Genomic DNA, 22,601 nt, shown 5'->3' on the forward strand with positions numbered 1-22,601 from the left:
AATCCTTATCTGCATTGAGTCGTTAAAGACTGTACGGATTTTCTTGAGGCTTCGAGTTGTACTGTCGCTTTGCATTGCTGACTGGCGGCGGTTCCCCATTGCACAAGAAAATTCACGGACTCATCAGGTTTTATCCCTGACAAATAAACGGTGCCTCCGTCGTCGACAATATTCGTCAACGACTGATCTTCGCTGACCACCACTGCACCAAAGGGGACGGGCTTTCCGCCCGTGCGAATCAATGTAATTAACGCCCGGGCGCCAACATGTGCATCGAAATGCGCCACGACCATTGCGCCTTTATTCGGGATAACCATCTCCGAGCTGTTTTTTACATCCACATCTTCGGGCAAGGTAGTGGTATCAATCGACACGCGGTTTTCGTTGTAAGGTGTGAGATAGGGAACAATGGCATAACCGCGCCAGTCTGTTTTCACGCCTGGGATATTTTGTATTCTTGCCCCGGCCGCACCGTTGGTATCCACCAGGGCAAAAGACGTGCTCAGGGGTTGAGATAAGGTGAGGCCGTGTGAATGTGCAACTACTCCGCCAGCAATTCCATAGCTGGTTTGCTGAGTATTATCATCGTAGTTATAACCGGCATTAAGTGTGCCAAATGACGCACGATAGGAGGAATAGAGGCTACTGCCATTTCCCCCGCCGTGATCAGTATGACTTTGTTGCAGGTTATAGCTTAGACGGTTGTCGTCCAGGGCAGTACCGCTCAGGCCAGCCTGTTGACGGGTATCACCGCCTTTCTCATGAGTGACGTTATATGAAGCCCAGCTGTTTGGCAGCCAGCGGCTTAATGGGACGCGTATGTTGAGAGCGATTTGCTGGTCGTTCTCTTCATCTTCCAGCTGGCTGTAGGTGTAAGTTATGCTGTAGTTAATCCCTCCCACACTCGTATTCAGGCCCGCAGCGAAGTTTTTCTCTTTGTCACTATTACGCCAGTAATCTTGCTGATAGGCCGACAGGTACATACTGGTCCCGTCCCATAATGACTGATTGATACTTAACTGAAATTTGCTGCGTTTATGCCCATAAGATAAAGATGAGTTGTCATTCTCTTCCTGATGCTCATTGGCCTCATCGAAATCGTAATAGCCCGCCGTGGAGTAGCGATAGCCTGCCAGTGTCACGTTAGTTTCCGTCATTTCGATATTTTTTGAGTATTGCATCCTGTACGACTGCCCGGTATTACTCTGATCGTTGTCGAGCGTGGTTTTCGCATAAGTGACGTCCGCAGATACGGAACCGAATGCGTGCAAACTGAAGCCCAGCCCGGCAACCCCGGACACATAATCAGAGGAAAGCAATGCTCCCGCATAGGCAGTAAGGTCATTGGATATGCCGTAAACCGCCGTACCCTGGGCAAATTCAGGCTCGCGATCGTTCTCATCCGGCGCTTTGTAACGGGCAAGTGTTGCGCTGTATTTTATCCGGCCGGGACGCTGCATGATGGGCACCGCAGAGAAAGGCTGAATGAAATGTCTTTCCGTGCCGTCGGCTTCTTTAATGGTGACGTCTAAATCGCCACTGAAAGCCGTGGGGTATAAATCTTTTATTTCAAAAGCGCCAGGTGCCACATAGCTTTGATAAATGGTGTATCCATTCTGACGGACGGTCACTTCGGCATTGGAATTCGCAATGCCCCGGATCGTGGGAGCAAAGCCTTTCATGCTATTGGGGAGCATGTTGTCATCGGAAGAGATCTGGATACCAGTAAACTGCTGGCTGGGGAAAATTTCCCCGGGCGTAGAACTTTCGCCCAGAATCATTTTGGCCTTCAGGAATTTAATATCTCTTTCTACATTCGTTGAAATGACATCCCATGAGTTTTCTTCTTCGTCGCTGCTGTAAGTGGTGTAATTACGAAAACGCCAGGGGCCGGCGTTGAAACCATTTTGCAGGTTCAGATACTGGCTGTTGTCATGGCTGCCATTTTCATTTTTCCGCTCGGCACCGGAAAAGTTATAATTGGAAAAGAGTACCGGCACCCCGTCATCCCATCGTGAAGGATCAACAAAATCCTGTGCCCGATTATTCATCGCCGCTTGAGGAATACTGATGTTAAGTCGCATCAGGGCAAAATCGAGGGTGGCACTTGCAGCAGGAATGTATTGCGCCAGTGCCTGTAAAGGCGCGTCATGTTGACTCGCAGTGAGTGCGGGAAAAGCGTCCACATTGACGTCCAGCGCCCTCAGCAAGTCAGGGGTGATCTGAGCGATGAGCGACCCGTCAGCTGCCTGATCGTAACGGATATTTTGTTGTAACTTTTTTGTCTGATTTACATAGATAACGGTGTCATAAACACCGGCGATCTGCGCTTTGTCACTGCGGGTAAAAACGGATAAATCGACATCCCCTGTCTCAACCCCTGAATGCTCAATCAATCGGGGATCGAAATAAACTTCACTGTCTTGTTGTGCGCTGGCTGGAAGCGGAACTTGCGCCAGTGCGCATAAAATACATAGGGTTAAGAAATGGCACTGCTTGCCGGAAGAGATCATCTCGGCATCCCTGCGCGTAGTAATGTGACTTTGATTCAATAACATAGTCAGCTAATCTCTTAGTGAGGATCGTGAAGATGGTCGAAGCAGAAAGTTATAGTGTTCGTTCTGCAATAGCTGAGCTGCCGCCGTAGTCGTTAATCGCTCCCCAGCGGATAACATTGCCTTTCACGTTTTCCGGAAGTTTTACGGTTAGCTGACTTCCCGGCGCAATCATATCGGTGTCTTTTAATGAAACACCGCCGACACTCAGTGAGCTGAAAACAATGTAATAAGCAGAGGGATTGGTGATCCTCAATTCATTTTGAACTCGTGAAAAGATGAGTGATTTATAGGCTTCACCAACGCGACCCGTCAGGCCCTCAGGTCGGTAAAAGAGTTTAATACGACTCTTTATAACTAACGTTAATTCACTTTTATTATTTTTGGGGGCCGAGGGTATGGCGCGGATATTAATATAAAAAACGGATTCTTTGTCCTTGGGTAATTCACCGCCGGTATAAGATATACGTAAGGTGTTTTCTTGTTTTGCATTCAGTCTGAACAAGGGGGGGGTAACGACAAAAGGACCGCGACTTTTACTGTCACCGGTATCTATCCATGATTGTATTAAAAAGGGTTTGCTGTCAGAGTTATTTGTAAGAGGAAGGGCTGCTTCCTTTTTATCAGCATCATAAATAACACGAGTTCTCTCAATAACGATTCCGCCAGCATAGCTTGACTGAATGGATAATAAAAAAACAATCGCTAATTTTATGAGATAACTTGTAGTTTTTAGCATTTTGCATCCTGCAATAGATAACCTATACATTTGGTAAATGATATTCAGGCAGCCAAAAGTAGCCTGCCTGAGCATTAATGCTTACCGGTAATCAAGTGTCACGTTAACAACCGCATCAGCTACACCTGCGGTGATCGACGTCGATTCGACGAAGGATTCATAATAGGCCATGAGATTAACGTTCATTATTTCACCGGTAATATCATAGACAAGTTCAGGTAACGTGTTGATAGGTAAAGGCGTATCAGGGTTTGCAGCATCAACAATTCTTATGCCCACTCCCGAAGCAGCAGTGCCATCTTTGAATTCATCTGCAACCTGGATGAGATTAGGAGTTCCAGGGACCGTAGCTGCTTCTAACCAAATACGGAAATGGTCTGTTTCCTGACTTCCATCTGTGGCGTAGGGACAGTTTGCTAAAGGAATGGTGAACGGGATTTTAGGCGATGGTTCACCAATTGTTTGGAATTGGGCTGCTGAAAAGGTTCCCAGCGGAACATCAATGTCCTGGCCGCCATTAATAATACAAGCCTGAGTTATGATTGCACCGTGGAAATTAATCGCGCCATCGATCGCATAGCTATTTACGGCCATAGCCATAAATATCCCGCCCGCTAAGAGCTTGAGCTTGGTTTTCATTTTTTGCTTCCATTCAGAAATAAAAATTAAGGTTTTGCTAAAGATAAGTTGAATCAATATTAAAAAACTGAATTCATCATCTTTAGTCGGAGGATTCTATCAAGTGTTTTTTGTAATGAATAGTGGGTGGGAATTTATTCAATTAAATAATGCGACTATAAATGACGCAATATATGCCTTGTGGTGATTATTAATATTTATTGATTCACTTGGGTGATCAGTTGGTGGCTAAATGCTCTATTTTTTTGCGGGGGAATATAGTCCCTGTTGATTTACTCTTAAATAAAACAATAAATGTTCCCATTTAAATTTTCAGCTTATTCCAAACCTGTCCCCCATGAGCAAGTGAAAGTTTGACGGGCAGGGAGCGGTTGATGAAACCAAAAAAGTTGGACGGGTTTGGCTGGCGGGACAAACCGTAACAAACCAACCTTCGCTTGCAGAAGATTCCTCTGATATTGTTGATAAATTAGGAAATCCATAATCATTGTTACAATTTCGGCTAGAATATATACCATTAAACGCTGTCTGTTTTGGCTAACTTTTCTAACAATAGAAGCTTCAGGCATTCACGCCTTTGGGAGATTTAAATGCAAGAAAATCACAAGATTCTGGTGGTCGATGATGACATGCGCCTTCGCGCACTTTTGGAACGTTATCTGACTGAACAGGGCTTCCAGGTGCGTAGCGTTGCCAATGCTGAACAAATGGATCGCCTGCTGACTCGTGAGTCATTCCATCTGATGGTTCTCGATCTGATGCTGCCTGGCGAAGATGGCTTGTCTATCTGCCGTCGTCTGCGCAGTCAAAGTAACCCGATGCCGATCATCATGGTCACCGCAAAGGGCGAAGAAGTTGACCGTATCGTTGGGCTGGAAATTGGTGCCGACGACTATATTCCTAAGCCATTTAACCCGCGTGAACTGCTGGCCCGTATCCGCGCCGTACTGCGCCGTCAGGCAAATGAACTGCCGGGTGCGCCTTCACAGGAAGAAGCGGTGATTTCGTTTGGTAAGTTCAAACTGAACCTCGGCACCCGCGAAATGTTCCGTGAAGACGAGCCTATGCCGCTGACCAGCGGTGAGTTCGCCGTGCTTAAGGCACTGGTGAGCCATCCGCGTGAGCCGCTGTCCCGTGACAAGCTGATGAACCTGGCCCGTGGTCGTGAATACAGTGCGATGGAACGTTCTATTGATGTGCAGATTTCCCGTCTGCGCCGGATGGTAGAAGAAGATCCAGCGCATCCGCGTTACATTCAGACTGTCTGGGGTCTGGGCTATGTATTTGTGCCGGACGGCAGTAAGGCATGAAACGAATACGCTTTTCACCGCGTAGCTCGTTTGCCCGAACACTGTTATTAATCGTCACCTTGCTGTTCGTCAGCCTGGTGACGACCTATCTGGTGGTGCTGAACTTCGCCATTCTTCCCAGCCTGCAGCAGTTCAATAAGGTCCTGGCATACGAAGTGCGTATGCTGATGACCGACCGGTTGCAGCTCGAAGATGGCACGTTGCTGGCTGTTCCACCGGCGTTTCGTCGCGAAATTTACCGTGAACTGGGCATTTCTCTTTATACCAACTCTGCGGCCGAGGAGAGTGGTCTGCGCTGGGCGCAGCATTACGAATTCCTCAGTCAGCAGATGGCGCAGCAACTCGGCGGTCCTACCGATGTGCGCGTCGAGGTAAATAAAAATACCCCTGTTGTATGGCTGAAAACCTGGCTGTCGCCTGACATCTGGGTGCGTGTTCCCCTTACCGAAATCCATCAGGGCGATTTCTCCCCGCTGTTCCGGTATACGTTAGCGATAATGTTGCTGGCGATTGGCGGCGCATGGCTGTTCATCCGTATCCAGAACCGACCCCTGGTCGAGCTGGAGCACGCGGCATTGCAGGTCGGGAAAGGTATTATTCCTCCGCCATTGCGGGAATACGGTGCGTCTGAAGTGCGTTCCGTGACGCGGGCGTTCAATCAGATGGCGGCCGGTGTCAAACTGCTGGCCGATGACCGCACCTTGCTGATGGCGGGTGTCAGTCATGATTTGCGAACACCGCTGACACGTATTCGTCTGGCGACTGAAATGATGAGCGATGGTGACGGTTATCTCGCCGAGTCGATCAACAAAGACATCGAAGAGTGCAACGCCATTATCGAGCAGTTCATCGACTATCTGCGCACCGGTCAGGAGATGCCGACAGAGATCACCGATCTCAACGGTATTTTGGGCGAAGTGATTGCGACAGAAAGCGGCTACGAGCGGGAAATAGATTCAGATCTGGCCGACGGTGAATTGCTGGTGAATGCGCACCCGCTTTCTATCAAGCGAGCTGTCGTGAATATGGTGGTCAACGCTGCCCGTTACGGCGATGGCTGGATTAAAGTCAGCAGCGGTCGTGAACTTCAGCGTGCATGGTTCCAGGTTGAAGATGATGGCCCGGGCATTGCGCCGGACCAGCTCACACATCTTTTCCAGCCGTTTGTGCGCGGTGAAAGCGCCCGAACCACCAGCGGAACCGGGCTCGGTCTGGCGATTATTCAGCGTATTGTTGATGCCCATTCAGGGACGCTGGATATCGGGAAGAGTGACCGCGGGGGATTACGGATACGGGCGTATCTGCCGTTACCGGTAGAGATGCTGAAAGCGGTGGCGGTACAGCAGAAACTGGTTTGATTAAGGGGGGAATTAATAATCCCTCGCTTGAATTGCATTGGGGCTGACAGGTGAAAGTTTCGGTTTCTCAATTGCATTGGGCTATCAAAACAGACCAGGAATATTTCGGTTTCTCAATCTCGGTTATCACTTATCGCGCTGCGCCGAAACCGCTCAAAAGGGGAAAGTGCTTTTCCCCTTTTGGATTTCCCCTCGCTGTTTCAACACGCGCTTCGCTCGCTGGCTATGTTTCAGCTACCATCGCGACAGGCTGGAAATCTTGCCGCTTCGCGGTGCCCTCCGTTCGGGCTACAACCCGCGCAAAAAGACGCACGGTTTTGCGCCTCTCCTCCGGCGGTATTTTGGAACCGGCCTCAGGCTTTGACTTCACAACCTCACTCTCTTTATTTTTTAAAATGCTGCGGGCGATTCAGAAATCTTGCTGAACGGAGCGGCTTCGAGACCTATGGCTCGAAGACCGAGAGAAGGGACCGCGCAGCGGCAAGATATCCAGCCTGTCGCTGCGGCTGATGAAACATAGCCAGCGAGCGAAGCGCGCAGTAAAAGAGCCGGGGATTCTTAAGGGTGGTGGCGATAAGCCACCCTTAAGGCCGGTGTGGGCGGCAGCTCACGGTCTTGACCTAGGCCGGTGTGGGCGGCAGCTCACGGTCTTGACCTAGGCCGGTGTGGGCGGCAGCTCACGGTCTTGACCTAGGCCGGTGTGGGCGGCAGCTCACGGTTTTGACCTAAGGCCGGTGTGGGCGGCAGCTCACGGTTTTGACCTAAGGCTGGTGTAGACGGCAGCTCACGGTTTCGACCTAAGGCCAGTTTGGATTGTAATCCATAATTCAGTTCTTCCTGCTCATCACATAATACTCTGCCGCTTCTTCCCGCCATCTCGGCGTATTCCCCGTCTCCCACGGATTAACCAACACAACACCTGTGTGCGCAAAAGCTTCGCCATGATCGGTCGCCAGGGTCGCCTGGTGATTCAGGCAAATAGCCGCCAGTTGCCTGTCCTGCTCTGACATCACTACATTGGCAGCTTCTGACAAAGTCATGACCCGCGGATAATACAGCGCACTTGCCGCATCAAAGGAGAGCAACCGACCGGCGAAGTCCTGATTCAGCATCTCCAGTAAGGCTTGAGTGAGTGCGGCTTTCTGCGGGTTCTCCGGCAGATTATCAGCCCAGGTGAAAAGCGCCGCCACGCTCAGGCTGGTCAGGTACAGCTGCGTGGCATCCTGCGCATCCAGCCATTGCAGAACGTTCTTTTGTGGCCTGGGATTGATCATCTCAAGAATGACGGCGGTATTAAGAATAATCATTTGGGCGGCAGTTCCAGTGGCTCTGCGATCACGGAGGAAAAACGCTGGCGGAGCTGACTGCCGAGGCCAAAATCAGGCTGGGTGGGCGTCAGCGCCGTTTTAAGGATTAAACGCGCTTCTTCTTCCATCGAGTGGCCTTTTTTGGCCGCCGCGATACGCAGCAGTTCCTTCACATCGTCATCGAGATTGCGAACGGTAATAGTCGCCATTTGAGGTTCCTCTGACAGCTTTGCCGTCATTCTGAAATGCTGCCGGGCCGGTTGCAATAAAAAAGGCGCGGAAGCCCGCGCCTGATGAGAGATTATTGCCAGCTTAGCGTTTGGGTCCGGCGCTGACCAACGCGGCACCTGCCGGGGTGTCGGTATATTTATCAAAGTTATCGATAAATAATTGTGCCAGATGCTCTGCTTTTTCCTGCCACTGTTCACGGCTGGCGTAAGTATTACGCGGATCCAAAATATGAGTGTCGACGCCCGGTAACGCGGTCGGAACGGCCAGATTAAACATCGGCAAAGTGAACGTTTCGGCATCATCAATGGTGCCATCTAAAATGGCGTTGATAATCGCACGGGTGTTCTTTAGCGAGATGCGTTTGCCGGTGCCGTTCCAGCCGGTATTCACCAGATAAGCCTGCGCGCCAGCGGCTTCCATACGTTTCACCAGAACTTCGGCGTATTGCGTCGGGTGCAGCATCAGGAATGCGGCACCGAAGCAGGCGGAGAATGTCGGGGTCGGTTCGGTGACGCCACGCTCAGTGCCCGCCAGTTTGGCAGTAAAACCAGACAGAAAATGATATTGCGTCTGCGACGCCGTCAGGCGCGAAACCGGCGGCAGGACACCAAAGGCATCTGCGGTCAGGAAAATCACTTTGCTGGCGTGTCCGGCTTTGGAAACCGGCTTAACGATATTTTCAATGTGGTAAATCGGGTATGAAACGCGGGTGTTCTCGGTTTTGCTGCCGTCATCAAAGTCGATTTTGCCGTCTTCGCTGACCATCACGTTTTCCAGCAATGCGTCGCGTTTGATGGCATTAAAGATTTCCGGTTCGGCTTCTTTGCTGAGTTTGATGGTTTTGGCGTAACAACCGCCTTCAAAATTGAAGACACCGTCATTGTCCCAGCCGTGTTCATCGTCGCCGATCAGCTTGCGGTTAGGATCCGTCGACAACGTGGTTTTACCTGTGCCGGAAAGCCCGAAAAACACCGCGACATCGCCTTTTTCGCCGACGTTAGCTGAACAGTGCATTGAGGCAATGCCCTGTAATGGCAGCAGATAATTCATGACGGCAAACATGCCTTTCTTCATTTCGCCGCCATACCACGAACCGCCGATCAGCTGAATACGTTCGGTCAGGTTGAAGGCAATGAAGTTTTCTGAATTCAGCCCCTGCTTCTGCCAGTCAGGATTGGTGCATTTCGCGCCGTTCATCACGATGAAGTCAGGTTCGAAATTTTCCAGCTCACTTACAGTCGGGCGGATAAACATATTTTTGACGAAATGCGCCTGCCAGGCGACTTCGGTAATAAAGCGGACTTTCAGACGGGAATCGGCGTTAGCGCCGCAGAAAGCATCAACGATAAACAGACGCTTGCCGGACAACTGTTTGCTGACCAGAGCCTTCAGTGATGTCCAGGTTTCCTGTGACATCGGCTTATTATCATTTTTGCCTTTGCCCTGATCAGACCACCAGAGCGTATCGCGAGTGGTGTCATCGCGGACGATGTATTTATCTTTCGGCGAACGACCCGTGAAAATACCGGTATCGACATTGACTGCACCCAGTTCTGTTACTTGCCCTCGCTCATAGCCTTCGAGACCCGGCGCCGTCTCTTCATTAAAAAGAGTTTCGTAATCAGGGTTATAGACGATTTCGCTATTCTGATGAATCCCATAAAGGGCGAGTTTTTCGGCGGTGATCCCGATAGTCGTAGGCATTTCCCTGCTCCTCACTGAACTTTGAATCCCTCTTTAGGGATAAATCAGTTGTTATTGTAGGTATTTATCGCGTTTTAACCGCGACAAGTCTCAAAGAATAACGGGAGATGTAAATGTTTTTCCAGAATTGTGATGAAAAACTCGAAAGGTATGCAAAAAAGTTATGCAAAAGAAATGAAAAAGGGACTTTCCGGCAAAAAGTCCCTCAATTTTAATCGGTTAACGATCAGTGAACGTGCTCATCTCCGGAGTGAATATCGCCGCCAGCTTTCAACGTCGCCATATCCATGGCATCAAACTCATAGTCTGCGCCGCAATAATCGCAGTGCATTTCGATCTTGCCATCCGCTTCCAGCATTTCGAGAATATCTTCATCCGGAAGCGTCAGCAGTGCGCCCGCACAGCGTTCACGCGAGCAGGTACAGCGGAAACAGACGGCCTGTGGCTCATACAGGGTGACTTCTTCCTGATGATACAGGCGGTAAAGCACTTCGTTAGCCGGAAGGTTCAGCAGCTCTTCAGTTTTGATGGTGGTGGTCAGCTGCGCCAGGTGGCTGAATTCTTCAGGATCAGTATCTTCAGCGGGAAGAACCTGCAACAACATGCCGCCTGCAGCAGGCTGGCCTTCAACTTCACCGGTACGGATGAAGATGCGGGTTGGCAACTGCTCGGATTGCATGAAGTAGTTTTCCAGGCATTCCGCCAGATTTTCACCTTCCAGACCGACTACGCCCTGATAGCGCTCGCCGACGGTTGGAGAAATCGTGATGACCATGTAGCCGTTGCCAATCATCTCTTTCAGAGAACTGCCTTCGGTAATGTCGCCTTGCAGACGTGCAATACCGCGCAGTTCCTGTTTGTTGTTCCCGTTAATCACGGCCAGTTTCAGCGGGCCATCGCCCTGCAGCTGCACGGTAATATCGCCGTCGAATTTCAGGGTCGCGGTCAGCAGGCTGGTCGCCACCAACATTTCGCCCAGCAGATTACGTACTTCTGCCGGATAGTCGTGACCGGCAACAATCTCCCGGAAGGTTTCTTTGAGCGAGACCAGTTCACCGCGAACGGCGTGATGATTGAACAGGTAGCGATGCAATTGGTCGTGATTAGACATAATTTTCTCTCTGTTTAGCGAACTCAAATCCTTCATCCTTCACCGAAGGATTGTGGATTTATTCAGAATCGCCATATTTAAATTTGATCAGGGTCCGCCGTTCCTTTTTATCCGGGCGTCTGTCCGGATGCGGCATTGCATTCATTTTGCGGGCCTCGGAGATTTTCTCGCGGCTGGCAATGCTTGCGTCGGTTTCCTGATACAGTTTCTGTGCTTCTTCCGCGCTGCGGCGCTGAGTGGTCAGCCCCAGAACGGTGATCGTTTTGGTGTCATTTCCCTGACGCAGCGTTATTTCGGCATTCAGTTCCATCAGCTTGCTGGGTTTCCCCCGCTGGCCGTTGTAATGCACTTTGCCGCCATCAATCATCTCTCGTGCCAGCGCGCGGGTCTTATAAAAACGAGCTGCCCACAGCCATTTATCGAGACGTACCGCGTTATCGTCGTCGTCCGTTTTACCTTTCATCTTTCTCCCCTGAACTTGCCGGAATTATTTAGCCGGGCCTGTTACGGGGTGAATCGAAGGCAACAGGCTACGGAAGTCATTAATGGAGGGATGGCCCTGAAATGACTTATCTGCCATGGTCGAATCCGGATTTTCTATACCCAGACAATAGCGGATACCGAAGGTTTTTGCCGCATTCAGGATGGGTTCACCGTCATCGACAAATAAAGTCCGTTCAGGATCAAAGCCCGTTTGCTTTTGTACCGCAGACCACAACCGCTGATCTTCCTTCGGATAACCAAATGTGTGGGTGGAAAGTAATAAATCAAGGTGCTGATCTAAACCGGTATGCGCAATTTTAACGGACAGACTGTGCGGATGTGCGTTAGTCAGCAAAATGGTCTGACGTCCGCTTTCACGAAGATGCGTCAGAAACGGCAGCGTATCGTCACGCAATCGCGCATTTTTGCCGATATTCGTGGTCATCTGATAGATATCCATGTCCAGCCGCTCGCTCCAGTAATCAAAGCAATACCAGTTCATGGTGTGCTGCACCGCAAGGTATTCCTCATGAATAATCTGTCGGGCATTTTCAAGCGATATAGACCGCTGCTGGCTTAGCGCTAAGGGTACATCCTGCAACCAGAACTGACTGTCGAACGCCAGATCCAGCAATGTCCCGTCCATGTCGAGCAAAACGGTATCAATGGAATTCCAGTTAAAATCAGGGGGCATGAAAACTCCATGTCCTGTCGGCTGAAGTGGTGCCGGGCGCCGCAGGAGAGAATAAGTAAAAGCAGGGAAGGGCTTCAGGGTAGCACAATCTCACAGGGGGGCGCAGGGCCACCCTGTGGTTTTCAGCCCGGAATGTGCGGCATCACAGGCGTCAGCGTGGGGTGAAAACACGAATTATAATGTTGCTGGATGTCGTCGATACGCCGCTTATCTTTTACAAAGCGGCGGATAAACAACACGCTGTTCACCAGCAGAATTGCGAACAACAGGAACAACAATAAGCTGGTGCCCAGATAACGCCACAACGTGGAGATGTCCGGTTCACTGTGCAATGAAATATGACGGGTACCGTTGGCATCAACGCTGATACTGGTGATCACGCCCTGTGCACTGAACGGTGTGTGGAGCAGCAGGGTAGACAAATGTTGCAGTTGCTTCCACTGATCCTGTGGCGGATTGGCATACAGCCCGACCGGTGGCGCCGGCATTTCAATCAAATCGTGGCCTTCATCGTTGCTGATTAAGAAGCCACCTGGTGGCGGGCTGTTAAGGCTGTCAGCCGCACGACGGGTTTCCTGCATGAAGAACGACGACGTGGCGTTATTCACCAGCTCACTCAATGACTGCGCACTGACCGGCCGCAACAGCACGTTGATACCCTGCAATGAGCCCGCTTTCGCCCGCTTGACCAGTGAATTCCAGTTGCTTGAGTTGCCCAGATTCACCAGCGCGTTTTTCAGCCGTACGCAATCATTGCTGTTCCCGCATAACGCTTCTGTTTTCAGTACGATATCGGCAAAGTCATCCAGCAGGATCATGCCGGATTTCTCAATCGCAGTAGCGAGTTGCGGGTTGATGTTTTGCTCCGGGCTTTCGCCGGGGTGCATCTGATTATTCACGGTAGTCTGCAAGGCCGTCGCTGCTTCAATGATTTCTGATTGCGGGACGGGCAGCGGCGTTGCGTTATTCCAGTAGATTGCTGAACAATCGAAAGGCATATAACCGGAAGCTGTACGGGTGGCTGACGGTGGCACATAACACATGCCTGTTCCCTGAACTTTCAGGGTATCGCCGACGCGCAGCGTGGTCTTTTCCAGGTCCTGAACGCTGTTAACCTGCGTACTTTGCGCACCCTGAAGCCAGGCGATGCTGAGCTTCAGTGGCAGGCCAAGAGGGACATAAACCAGTAATGCCAGCAGCAAAAGAAATGCGCTGGTAGCCAGTACCAGATTTTTTCCCCAAAGCTGGAGCGGGAATTTTTTGACCTCGTCATGCAATGACAAAATGCTGCCCTGACGGACAACCTGACTGTTCATATACACTTCGACATCCGTGGGCTGACCCAGGTCACGGCCAATATAGGGCTGCCAGTGTGGCGGATATATCAGGTCGATAGCGCCGAGGGAAATATTGCTGATATCACCTTGCTTGGACTCACCAAATAATCCCCAGCGTTTAGGTAAACCCCGCAGACAATGGATTTCTTTACGGTTTTTACCGAAACGTTCAGACACCACCCGCCAGATAACCCAGGCCGCCAGCGCTGCGGCTACCATCAGGATCCACGGGAGAAATATCACGGGACTTTGCAATGTGATGAACAACAGCAGGAGAATGCCTGAAACCGCCACCGCTTCTTTGACTCCATTCGAACGGGTCAGGGCGCGTTCCTCGCGGGTTTCGCTGCGCACTTTCACCAGTTCAATATGTTCACTTTCTTCATGGCGGATTGAAGCGTTCTGCGGCTGAGAAGGGATTACCGCGGAAACCGGCACCGGACCTTCGTAGACATGATCGGCCAGCGTGTGGCCGTTAAGTGAAATCACCAGCGGCAGGGTCTGCGTTTTGATCAGCTCGACTTCGTTTTCCTGAGCGATGTATTGCTCCCAGAAAGGCGGCAGGTGAATTTCAGTCGCATCCAGGAAGTAACGCCATTTGTTTGGGTCTTCGCTCGCCACACCATAGCGGGTGATCGCGCGTTTCAGGCTGTAAACATTTTCGCTTTTAGTGGTCAGCGTCAGTTTATCTTGCAGGATAATCAGATTATTGCGGTGGGTGATCGGCGTCTGCCCGAGGCCTTCATGCTGGCGAAGGTAGCGTTCTACGGCATCGCGTTCTTTTTGGGAAAGTTTGCGCTGGCTCGGTGCGGAAAAACGCACGACAGATTCGTCGCGTTGGCGGCGGCGCAATACAAGCCAAAAATAAGACGCTGTGGCAATGATTGCGATACACAACAACACCAATGTCACGACTACTGTGCTCATCCGATCCCCGTTCAGACGTGGGTGACTTACGTCAACTCTGTGAAAGTATTATACATAAATGGAATGCACATTCTGCGCGCGAGTGCCTTTAAGGCAGGAATTTTATTATTCTTAGGCTAAATATTATGCACAAAATTACCACGCTAAAGGATACCCGCATTTAAGAACTGTCTGGTATCGGTATAATCCTATTTTGATGTGTCAGTGTTTTTGTTAAAGCAAAAATGTGACCACCGTGAGTGTACGGAGAATTTTTACGCTTTTTTTGCTGATTTTTTAGGGGCTTTCTGTGAAAAAAATGAGTGCGCTCTGAACCTGTTTGCAGTAAAGATTGCGATTCTGGCTCTCAATAACGCACAATGCTTATTGATAGCGGCCTTCAACAGAATAACGAACCCATTAGAACACCTCTGGTCAGGTGAATAATAAGTTGGGGATGAAATGACACAACACCTGCAAAAACCGAAAATCACTAAGGTGGAAACCGTTGCACGTTCGCGTTTATTCACCATCGAATCCGTTGATCTGACTTTCAGCAATGGCGCAGAGCGTGTTTACGAACGTATGCGGCCATCAGAGCGCGAAGCGGTGATGATTATTCCTGTCATTAATGATGAGCTGGTGTTAATCCACGAATATGCCGTTGGCATTGAAAGCTATGAACTGGGTTTTCCTAAAGGGCTGATTGATCCCGGTGAGAGTATTCTGGAAGCGGCTAACCGCGAATTAATGGAAGAAGTCGGCTTTGGTGCCCGACATTTTGATGTGCTGGCCAAACTGACCATGGCACCTTCATATTTTTCCAGCCGCATGAATATCGTCATTGCCAAAGACCTTTACCTGAAAAGTCTGGAAGGCGATGAGCCGGAACCGTTGCCGCAAACCCGCTGGCCGGTTTCACGGATGATGGAGTTGCTGCAACACCCTGATTTTTGCGAAGCCCGTAACGTCAGCGCTCTGTTCCTTGCGCATGATTTTCTGACGCGCAACGCCCGCTGATCCCCTGATCAAACCCCATTAAAAAAGCCGGTCATGCTTGATGCAGACCGGCTTTTTGCTTTACAGCTTACGCATCAGAACAGTTCGTGTTCCTGACCGTTATCCATGATGGTTGTCCCAACTTCATGCACGGCATGTTCTGTCGGCTGAGTTCCGTCGATGAAGTATTCCGGACGACTGTTACCGCCGCCGTCAGACAACTTACCGGTACTCTTATCGATAGTGACCGTCACAATGCCCGGTGGCGGCGTTTGTGGCTGTTCAGGCACGCCTTCCAGCACGGCTTTCATGTAATCATCCCAGGCCGGCTGAGCACTTTTCGCACCGCCTTCAGCACCGGAAATCTGATCAGGGATCACGCCTGAAGCCGTTGAACGACCCAGATCGCGGCGGTGATCGTCAAAACCAATCCAGACCGAGGTCACAACATTCGGGCCATAACCTGAGAACCACGCATCTTTCGAGCTGTTGGTTGTACCGGTTTTACCGCCAATGTCGTGGCGCTTGAGGTCACGACCTGCACGCCAGCCGGTGCCCATCCAGCCTGGTTCACCGAAGATGTTGGAGTTCAGTGCATCGCTTATCAGGAATGAAAGCGGTGTGCTGATCACGTGTGGCGCGTATTGCTGCGCGGCGTCAACCTGCGGTGAGTTAGGCGGCACCTGCTCCAGTTGCGGAGTTGGTACGCCGGTATTGTTGCCGGTGGTCGATGTCGCCACGTTTTCTACGTTGTCATCGGACAGCACTGCCGATTTTTGCGTATCGCCATAAATCACCGGGATAGTGCAGGTGCGGCAGGCAATTTTAGGTTTCGCTTCAAACTGAACCTGGCCGGACTCATCCACGATTTTAGTGATGAAATACGGGTCAACCAGATAACCGCCGTTCGTCAGGGTGGCGTAACCGCGCACAACTTGTAACGGGGTGAAAGAAGCCGAGCCCAGCGCCAGAGATTCGGAATGTACAATGTTAGAGGCCGGGAAGCCGAAACGTTGCAGATATTCTGCTGCGTAATCGACACCCATCGCACGCATTGCACGCACCATCACCACGTTTTTAGACTCACCCAGACCACGGCGTAAGCGGATCGGACCGTAATAGGTTGGCGGGGAGTTCTTCGGACGCCAGTCTGTACCGGCACCGGCATCCCAGCGGGTAATCGGCATGTCATTCAGAATGGTCGCCAGCGTCAGGCCTTTGTCCATTGCTGCGGTATACAGGAACGGTTTGATATTAGAACCGAGCTGACGCACCGCCTGATTGGCACGGTTAAATTTGCTCTGATTAAAGTCAAAGCCGCCGACCAGCGCTTCTATCGCACCGTCGTTTGGATTGAGCGAAACGATAGCCGAGTTGACGTCCGGAACCTGCGCCAGCCACCAGACATCGCCGACTTTACGTACCCAAATCTGCTGACCAGGGCGTACCACGTCAGAGACTTTTTTCGGGGTTGGCCCCTGAGCATTATCGTTGCGATAAGGACGTGCCCAGCGCATACCGCTGAAAGGCAGGCTGATTACCGCACGGTTAGACATGGTCGCCGTCGCCTGCGCGTCATCCGTTGCGGTGATTACCGCAGGGAACAGCGGGCCATAAACCGGCAGCGTTTTCAGTGACTGAACAATTTTGTCCTGATCCCACGCCGGTTCGCCGACTTTCCACAGTTCGTTAGACGGACCGCGGTAGCCGTGACGCATGTCGTAGTTGAGAACGTTGGTACGCAAGGCTTCCTGCGCGGCCAGCTGCGTTTTCCTGGTAATCGTGGTGTAAACCATATAGCCATCGTTATATGCGTTATCGCCATAACGTTTCACCATTTCCTGACGCACCATTTCAGTCAGGTACGGCGCAGAGAACTCAATGTGCGGGGCATGATAATTCGCCACCAGCGGCTCAGCGCGAGCCTGGTCGTACTGCGCCTGCGTGATGTATTTCTCATCCAGCATACGGGCCAGCACGGTATTGCGGCGCGCTAACGAACGGTCATGGGAATACAACGGGTTAAAGGTTGATGGTGCTTTAGGCAGACCGGCAATCACCGCCATTTCACTCAATGTCAGCTGGCTGACATCTTTACCAAAATAAACCTGTGCAGCGGCACCCACGCCATAGGCACGGTAACCGAGATAAATCTTGTTGAGATACAGCTCGAGGATTTCATCTTTGGACATCATCTGCTCAATGCGGATGGCCAAAAACGCTTCCTTAATTTTACGGGTCAGCGTGCGTTCAGGACTTAAGAAGAAGTTACGTGCCAGCTGTTGAGTAATGGTACTCGCACCTTGTGAGGCATGGCCGGACACCAGCGCAACGGAAGCCGCACGGAAAATACCGATAGGATCCACGCCGTGGTGCTCATAGAAACGACTGTCTTCGGTCGCGATAAACGCATGCACCATTTCCGGTGGGATCTGGTCGAGTTTCAGCGGGATACGACGTTTTTCGCCGTATTGGGCGATTAAATCGCCATCAGCACTGAAAACCTGCATGGGTGTTTGCAGGCGCACGTCTTTGAGCGTGGCGACATCGGGTAACTGAGGCTCGATATATTTATACAATCCGAAGATCGAGGCGGCTCCCAGCAAAATGCAACACACTGCAAGAATCAATAAATACTTTACGAACTTCACCTGAGATTTCCCATTAAGTGTCAATTGGGCAGTTTATAAACAACCGCGCGGTAGTATAAAGGCAAGCCAGCAACATGGATACGTTCTTTTATTTACCTGACAATATGGAGATTGGGCGAAAATGAGACTACAAGCATGGCAGGTAGGTCTGGATATTCAAGCCGGTTTTGCCCGTGCGATCGCCGTTCAGCGGCGGCGGAATGGCTGGCAATTACGTCACTGGTGGCAGCATCCGCTGCCTTCCTTCACATTGCGGGAGGGGATATTACATGAGACCGCGCCGCTGATCGCCATTTTATCGTGCTGGCGGAAAACCCTCCCGACGATATTTTCTCTGCGAATTACCCTTCCCGCACAACGGATTATGCAGCAACGCATGGCGTCGCCTGATCCCCGTTTGCGCGAACCGGCCCGCAGCGCGTTTATCTTTGCACATGCGGCAAAAAAGTTTCCGCTGGGCATGGAACATCTGGTGATGGATTACCGCGCTGACCCGCACGGCGACAACCAGGTGGTGGTCACGGCGGCCAGGCAACAGGAAATTCAGCAATGGATGGAATGTCTGTCTCAGGCACAGCTTTATCCCGATGCCATCGAACTGACCCCCTGCGCACTTCAGGTGGCGGCTTTTGCTGCCGGCCTTCCCGGTGATGCATTGCTGGTTCATCCGCTTGATGACGGATTCCTTTGGGCCTCGCCACACAGTTTGCCATTTCAGTTTGGTTTGTCTGATGACGCACCTGAAGATGAGTCGCTGTCAGAGCGCATCCGCCAGCAATATCGCGCGGCGGCGTTATGCCACAGCGAGTGTTTCTTCAGCGGAACGTCTCGACTTCCGGCAATGCAATGCTGGTCGCCACTCAGTGCTATTGCGCAATTATCCGCACCGTTGCCCGTAAATCCGGGAGATTTTGCGCCTGCAGTCGGACTGGCACTGCGACAGGACGATCATTGATGCTGCAGGTCAATTTACTGCCATGGCGCAAACTTCGTCTGCAGCGCCGGAGTCGTTACTGGCTGAAAATGTTTATTTGTTTTCCGGCGATCGTCGCGATTGCTTTCCTGACACTGACCGCCTTTCTCGCTCAGGAACGGGCAATGCTGCAACTGCATTTCTCTGCGCTGAATGCTTCTGTCCAGGTGTTATCGCGTCAGCTGCTGGATACGAATACGGCAGCGGAGCAGGTAAAAACGCTGAAGGCGCAGCGTCAGACTGCCCTTCAGCAACTGAAACGAAGTCAGGATTATCTTCAGTTACTGGAATTAGTGGCTGCGCAGATCCCGCAAGACGTGCGGCTGACTGAAATGACGGAGCATCAGCAAGTTCTGACCCTGAAGGGAGAAGGGCACTTTTATCACGATATTTTGTCTTTCCGGGACGTGCTGGCGGTCAGCGGCTTATTTGGCAACGTCAGCCTTTCTGATGTTCAGCAGCAACCTGACAGGATGCTGAGCTTCCTGATAAAAGCACAATTTCTGTCTGCCAGTCCCGCGCCTGAACAGGGGAAAGTACCATGATGAGGCTTTTGTCAGAACGCCTCGAGCCGCTGATGGAAAAGCCAGCCTGGCAAAGAGGGCTGACTCTGATCGCGGGCGTGCTGGTTCTGATGCTGTTGCTTTATCTTTGTGGGCTCCGCGGATTAAGGCAGCAACAGGATGCACTGACACGGGAAATTGCGGTCGCACAGCACACCGTTTTTCAGTCTCAGAGGGCTTTGTTGCGTTTACCTCCGCTGAGTACCCTGAAGCAGAAAATGCAAAACAACGCGGTTCTTGTGCAAGAGAGTTTGCCGCTGGCGCAACAATTTGCTCAGCCGCTGAAAGACGCCGGAGCAGAGTTACTTCGCTGGTCGCCAGTCCTGCAGCCGAAAGCAGATGAACAGGGAACGCTGGATTTGCAGCTAACTTTTGCCGGCCTGACACATTTTCTTCATGCCTTGCTGCAACGTCCGGAACATCCCGCGTTCAGTGAGCCGGATATCAGGATGACTGTTTCCGGTTTAAAAGCCTCGATTCTGTTGACGCAAACTACCGGTACGGGCGGACTGGCTTATCCCTCCTCCGTCACTGGGACCGGGCGTGATCCGTTTTCGCCACTGGACTCTTCAGCGTGCCCCGGCGTTTCTGCGATGTCAGATTGGATCCTGAGCGGTATTTCACAAGCGGACGGCCGGCAATCGGGCTGGCTGTTATCGCCTGATGGCCGCTGGACAAAAGTCGAGGCCGGTAATCAGGTGGGAACGCCCGCATGGACGGTGGAAACACTGAACGCCTCCCAGGCAGAGCTCAGTCTCAGTGAGCCACGGTGCGCTTTGCTGCGCCAAACTTTGCGTTTAGGTAAGAACTCTGCGCTTAGGTAAGAAAAAGGATTCTCCATGGAAAGGAAAATAATGAAATACATCAATCACAAAGTGGCTTTTATTCTGCTGTGCTTTTGCCTCAGTCCGGTGAAAGCGGCTCCGGCGCTTATTTCTCTGGATTTTCCGTCATCACCCGTCGGCCTGGTCTTGCAGGCACTGGCAGATTCGCGGCAACTTAATCTGGTCACCGCACCGGGTGTCGACGGACACATCAGTGTGAAACTCAAAGAGGTGCCGTGGCAGCAGGCGCTCGATATCATTCTGAAAATGGGCCATCTCACCAGCGAGTTGCAGGGCAATGTTTTACTGGTGTCTCCGGTTATTGATCCGCTGATTCAGCGACAGCAACAGGAAGATGCCGCTGAACAACTGGCGCTGAACAGCCCGATTATCAGCATGACCGTTCCGCTCCGGTACGCGGATGCCAAAGATACTGCGCAAAGTCTGAATACTCAAAAAGGGTCTTTGCTTTCTGTGAAAGGCAATGCTTCGGCCGATACTCGCACCAATACGCTTTTATTACGTGATACCCGGGAGGCGCTGGACGTTGTTGCGCCGTGGGTAAAAGAAATGGATTTCCCGTTACAACAGGTACAACTGGCGGCACATATCGTGACGATGAACAGTGAAAGCCTGCGGGAGTTAGGCGTGCAATGGGGGTTGAACGGTGAGGAGCCAATCACGAAAGCCGTGCGTATAAACAATTTCAGTATGGGAATGCCGGTAGAGAATCCGATATTTACGGCGGGCTTTAATCTGGCACACATCAGCGGGCGGATTCTGGATCTGGAACTGACCGCCCTTGAGCAGGAAGATAAGGTGGATATTATAGCCAGTCCGCGCCTGATGACGGCGCATATGCAAACCGCCAGTATCAAGCAGGGGACCGAAATTCCTTATCAGGTGTCGAGCGGTGCCAGTGGCAGTACATCCATTGAATTTAAAGAAGCCGTGCTCGGGATGGAAGTGACGCCGAAGATCTTGCGCGACGGGCGCATTCAGATGGCGTTAGAGATAAGCCAGAACATGCCGGGAAGAAGTATAAAGCAGTCAGAAGGCGAGGCACTGGCTATCGACAAGCAGGAAATTAAAACTCAGGTGACGGTGAAGGATGGGGAAACTATTGTGCTTGGCGGGATATTCCAGCGTAAAAATCAAAAAACAGACACCAAAGTGCCGGTGCTGGGCGACATTCCGGTGGTCGGTTCCTTGTTTAAACACCAGTACACAAGTGAACAGCGGCGTGAGTTGGTGATTTTCATCACTCCGAGCCTAATCCACATGCAGTAAGCGGGTATTCTGACTTAATGTAAATTGCAGAATAACGTTGAGCACATGCAACTTTTTGTGTCGCAAGAGGCTTCTGCGTTTGACGCTGCCGTCGATTTAGCTTACAAGGGTTACCGAATTGAGCACCGTGATCTTTTTATTACGACAGACACGCCGATAAAAACGTACGGTTTCCCTCCTGCGGCGTGCAAAGTGATTTATTCGGTTGCCAAACTACCAAGAGTGTTGAGATAATTTTTTTCTGATCTCGCACTATATCGCTCATGAGGTTTCAGTTTAGGTCCCGCCGCTAATTTGATTGGCGGGGCGGGTTATCATCAACGAATTGTCTTAGTAATACCGAAAAACATGGCAGAGAAACGCAATATCTTTCTGGTTGGGCCTATGGGTGCCGGCAAAAGCACTATTGGTCGACAGTTAGCTCAGCAACTCAATATGGAGTTTTTCGACTCCGATCACGAAATTGAGCGACGTACCGGAGCTGATGTGGGCTGGGTATTTGATTTAGAAGGCGAAGACGGATTCCGCGACCGCGAAGAAAAAGTGATCAACGAACTGACCGAAAAACAAGGCATTGTTCTGGCGACAGGTGGCGGTTCCGTGAAATCACGTGAAACCCGTAACCGTTTGTCAGCGCGTGGCGTTGTCGTCTATCTTGAAACTACCATCGAAAAACAACTGGCGCGTACACAACGCGACAAAAAACGTCCATTATTACAAGTGAGTGCTCCGCCACGTGAAGTGCTTGAAGCACTGGCGAGAGAGCGCAATCCTTTGTATGAAGAGATTGCCGACGTCACTATTCGTACCGATGATCAAAGTGCCAAGGTCGTTGCTAACCAGATTATTAACATGCTGGAAAGTAACTGATTATTGGTGTCCATCATTGCCTGAGGGTGTCAGTTAAAGAAGGTCACAGAGCACGAC

At 51.1% G+C, this 22,601-nt stretch carries 20 protein-coding genes; 9 read left to right on the forward strand and 11 right to left on the reverse strand.

All coding sequences use genetic code 11. The features are described from left to right. Window positions 1-5: 5 nt before the first annotated feature. The 3 genes from J1778_RS04450 to J1778_RS04460 form a co-directional block, all read right to left on the reverse strand. A complete protein-coding gene (locus J1778_RS04450) occupies window positions 6-2,513 on the reverse strand; it encodes a fimbria/pilus outer membrane usher protein (protein ID WP_238484568.1) in 2,508 nt (835 codons plus the stop codon). A gap of 94 nt (window positions 2,514-2,607) precedes the next feature. After that, entirely contained in the window at window positions 2,608-3,294 is a 687-nt protein-coding gene (locus J1778_RS04455) for a fimbrial biogenesis chaperone (protein ID WP_217172164.1), read from the reverse strand. Between the two features lie 81 nt (window positions 3,295-3,375). Then, window positions 3,376-3,933, reverse strand: a complete 558-nt coding sequence (locus J1778_RS04460; RefSeq protein ID WP_217172165.1) for a fimbrial protein — start codon at window positions 3,931-3,933, stop codon at window positions 3,376-3,378. 590 nt (window positions 3,934-4,523) lie between these two features. Here J1778_RS04460 and ompR point away from each other — a divergent pair. From ompR to J1778_RS04475, 3 genes are read left to right on the forward strand one after another with little or no spacing between them, the layout of a single operon-like run. After that, window positions 4,524-5,243, forward strand: coding sequence for an osmolarity response regulator transcription factor OmpR (gene ompR, locus J1778_RS04465; RefSeq protein WP_009635740.1), 720 nt, complete (start codon window positions 4,524-4,526; stop codon window positions 5,241-5,243). Continuing rightward, window positions 5,240-6,601 carry a two-component system sensor histidine kinase EnvZ gene (gene envZ / locus J1778_RS04470; RefSeq protein ID WP_217172166.1) on the forward strand — a complete coding sequence of 454 codons (1,362 nt, stop codon included), beginning with the start codon at window positions 5,240-5,242 and terminating at the stop codon, window positions 6,599-6,601. The genes ompR and envZ overlap by 4 nt, the downstream gene beginning before the upstream one ends. Window positions 6,602-6,651: 50 nt before the next feature. Continuing rightward, window positions 6,652-7,026 carry a hypothetical protein gene (locus J1778_RS04475; protein ID WP_217172167.1) on the forward strand — a complete coding sequence of 125 codons (375 nt, stop codon included), beginning with the start codon at window positions 6,652-6,654 and terminating at the stop codon, window positions 7,024-7,026. 402 nt (window positions 7,027-7,428) lie between these two features. Here the strand turns inward: J1778_RS04475 and J1778_RS04480 are convergent, their stop codons facing one another. The 7 genes from J1778_RS04480 to J1778_RS04510 all read right to left on the reverse strand — a co-directional run bounded on the left by J1778_RS04480 (window position 7,429) and on the right by J1778_RS04510 (window position 14,395). Next, window positions 7,429-7,908, reverse strand: a complete 480-nt coding sequence (locus J1778_RS04480) for a PIN domain-containing protein (RefSeq protein WP_217172168.1) — start codon at window positions 7,906-7,908, stop codon at window positions 7,429-7,431. Then, the gene (locus J1778_RS04485) at window positions 7,905-8,117 is read right to left on the reverse strand and encodes a FitA-like ribbon-helix-helix domain-containing protein (RefSeq protein WP_217172169.1); all 213 of its coding nucleotides are present in this window, start codon (window positions 8,115-8,117) and stop codon (window positions 7,905-7,907) included. Before J1778_RS04485 ends, J1778_RS04480 begins: the two co-directional genes overlap by 4 nt. A 103-nt stretch (window positions 8,118-8,220) precedes the next feature. Beyond that, complete coding sequence (gene pckA, locus J1778_RS04490; protein WP_217172170.1) at window positions 8,221-9,843, reverse strand: phosphoenolpyruvate carboxykinase (ATP); 1,623 nt, start codon at window positions 9,841-9,843, stop codon at window positions 8,221-8,223. A 226-nt stretch (window positions 9,844-10,069) separates the two neighbouring features. Further along, window positions 10,070-10,954, reverse strand: a complete 885-nt coding sequence (gene hslO, locus J1778_RS04495) for an Hsp33 family molecular chaperone HslO (RefSeq protein ID WP_217172171.1) — start codon at window positions 10,952-10,954, stop codon at window positions 10,070-10,072. A gap of 58 nt (window positions 10,955-11,012) precedes the next feature. Further along, window positions 11,013-11,417, reverse strand: a complete 405-nt coding sequence (hslR, locus tag J1778_RS04500; protein ID WP_217172172.1) for a ribosome-associated heat shock protein Hsp15 — start codon at window positions 11,415-11,417, stop codon at window positions 11,013-11,015. Between the two features lie 24 nt (window positions 11,418-11,441). Continuing rightward, complete coding sequence (yrfG, locus tag J1778_RS04505) at window positions 11,442-12,131, reverse strand: GMP/IMP nucleotidase (protein ID WP_217172173.1); 690 nt, start codon at window positions 12,129-12,131, stop codon at window positions 11,442-11,444. A gap of 122 nt (window positions 12,132-12,253) precedes the next feature. Beyond that, on the reverse strand, window positions 12,254-14,395 hold the full coding sequence (locus J1778_RS04510; protein ID WP_217172174.1) for an intracellular growth attenuator family protein: 2,142 nt from the start codon (window positions 14,393-14,395) through the stop codon (window positions 12,254-12,256). A 441-nt stretch (window positions 14,396-14,836) separates the two neighbouring features. Here J1778_RS04510 and nudE point away from each other — a divergent pair, with 441 nt between their 5' ends. Continuing rightward, window positions 14,837-15,394 carry an ADP compounds hydrolase NudE gene (nudE, locus tag J1778_RS04515; RefSeq protein WP_217172175.1) on the forward strand — a complete coding sequence of 186 codons (558 nt, stop codon included), beginning with the start codon at window positions 14,837-14,839 and terminating at the stop codon, window positions 15,392-15,394. A 74-nt stretch (window positions 15,395-15,468) separates the two neighbouring features. Here nudE and mrcA read toward each other — a convergent pair whose 3' ends face one another. Then, the gene (mrcA, locus tag J1778_RS04520) at window positions 15,469-18,024 is read right to left on the reverse strand and encodes a peptidoglycan glycosyltransferase/peptidoglycan DD-transpeptidase MrcA (protein WP_217172176.1); all 2,556 of its coding nucleotides are present in this window, start codon (window positions 18,022-18,024) and stop codon (window positions 15,469-15,471) included. 121 nt (window positions 18,025-18,145) lie between these two features. Between mrcA and pilM the strand changes: the two genes are divergently transcribed. The 5 genes from pilM to aroK all read left to right on the forward strand — a co-directional run bounded on the left by pilM (window position 18,146) and on the right by aroK (window position 22,544). Further along, complete coding sequence (pilM, locus tag J1778_RS04525) at window positions 18,146-18,979, forward strand: pilus assembly protein PilM (RefSeq protein WP_217172177.1); 834 nt, start codon at window positions 18,146-18,148, stop codon at window positions 18,977-18,979. Next, a complete protein-coding gene (locus tag J1778_RS04530; protein WP_217172178.1) occupies window positions 18,979-19,542 on the forward strand; it encodes a PilN domain-containing protein in 564 nt (187 codons plus the stop codon). The genes pilM and J1778_RS04530 overlap by 1 nt, the downstream gene beginning before the upstream one ends. Next, window positions 19,539-20,384: a pilus assembly protein PilO gene (locus J1778_RS04535; RefSeq protein ID WP_217172179.1), complete on the forward strand. Its 846-nt coding sequence runs from the start codon at window positions 19,539-19,541 to the stop codon at window positions 20,382-20,384. Before J1778_RS04530 ends, J1778_RS04535 begins: the two co-directional genes overlap by 4 nt. Window positions 20,385-20,399: 15 nt before the next feature. Continuing rightward, window positions 20,400-21,674, forward strand: coding sequence for a DNA uptake porin HofQ (gene hofQ, locus J1778_RS04540; protein WP_420804063.1), 1,275 nt, complete (start codon window positions 20,400-20,402; stop codon window positions 21,672-21,674). Between the two features lie 348 nt (window positions 21,675-22,022). Continuing rightward, window positions 22,023-22,544, forward strand: a complete 522-nt coding sequence (gene aroK, locus J1778_RS04545; protein WP_014333540.1) for a shikimate kinase AroK — start codon at window positions 22,023-22,025, stop codon at window positions 22,542-22,544. Window positions 22,545-22,601: the final 57 nt, after the last annotated feature.

Source organism: Rahnella bonaserana, assembly GCF_019049675.1.
Taxonomy (GTDB): Bacteria; Pseudomonadota; Gammaproteobacteria; order Enterobacterales; family Enterobacteriaceae; genus Rahnella; species Rahnella bonaserana.

Excerpts from the sequence above, each read along its gene's own strand:
- J1778_RS04450 (WP_238484568.1), bottom strand. The coding sequence starts at position 2,513 with ATGATCTCTTCCGGCAAGCAGTGCCATTTCTTAACCCTATGTATTTTA.
- J1778_RS04455 (WP_217172164.1), bottom strand. The coding sequence starts at position 3,294 with ATGCTAAAAACTACAAGTTATCTCATAAAATTAGCGATTGTTTTTTTA.
- J1778_RS04460 (WP_217172165.1), bottom strand. The coding sequence starts at position 3,933 with ATGAAAACCAAGCTCAAGCTCTTAGCGGGCGGGATATTTATGGCTATG.
- ompR (WP_009635740.1), top strand. The coding sequence starts at position 4,524 with ATGCAAGAAAATCACAAGATTCTGGTGGTCGATGATGACATGCGCCTT.
- envZ (WP_217172166.1), top strand. The coding sequence starts at position 5,240 with ATGAAACGAATACGCTTTTCACCGCGTAGCTCGTTTGCCCGAACACTG.
- J1778_RS04480 (WP_217172168.1), bottom strand. The coding sequence starts at position 7,908 with ATGATTATTCTTAATACCGCCGTCATTCTTGAGATGATCAATCCCAGG.
- J1778_RS04485 (WP_217172169.1), bottom strand. The coding sequence starts at position 8,117 with ATGGCGACTATTACCGTTCGCAATCTCGATGACGATGTGAAGGAACTG.
- pckA (WP_217172170.1), bottom strand. The coding sequence starts at position 9,843 with ATGCCTACGACTATCGGGATCACCGCCGAAAAACTCGCCCTTTATGGG.
- hslO (WP_217172171.1), bottom strand. The coding sequence starts at position 10,954 with ATGTCTAATCACGACCAATTGCATCGCTACCTGTTCAATCATCACGCC.
- hslR (WP_217172172.1), bottom strand. The coding sequence starts at position 11,417 with ATGAAAGGTAAAACGGACGACGACGATAACGCGGTACGTCTCGATAAA.
- yrfG (WP_217172173.1), bottom strand. The coding sequence starts at position 12,131 with ATGCCCCCTGATTTTAACTGGAATTCCATTGATACCGTTTTGCTCGAC.
- J1778_RS04510 (WP_217172174.1), bottom strand. The coding sequence starts at position 14,395 with ATGAGCACAGTAGTCGTGACATTGGTGTTGTTGTGTATCGCAATCATT.
- nudE (WP_217172175.1), top strand. The coding sequence starts at position 14,837 with ATGACACAACACCTGCAAAAACCGAAAATCACTAAGGTGGAAACCGTT.
- pilM (WP_217172177.1), top strand. The coding sequence starts at position 18,146 with ATGAGACTACAAGCATGGCAGGTAGGTCTGGATATTCAAGCCGGTTTT.
- J1778_RS04530 (WP_217172178.1), top strand. The coding sequence starts at position 18,979 with ATGCTGCAGGTCAATTTACTGCCATGGCGCAAACTTCGTCTGCAGCGC.
- J1778_RS04535 (WP_217172179.1), top strand. The coding sequence starts at position 19,539 with ATGATGAGGCTTTTGTCAGAACGCCTCGAGCCGCTGATGGAAAAGCCA.
- hofQ (WP_420804063.1), top strand. The coding sequence starts at position 20,400 with ATGGAAAGGAAAATAATGAAATACATCAATCACAAAGTGGCTTTTATT.
- aroK (WP_014333540.1), top strand. The coding sequence starts at position 22,023 with ATGGCAGAGAAACGCAATATCTTTCTGGTTGGGCCTATGGGTGCCGGC.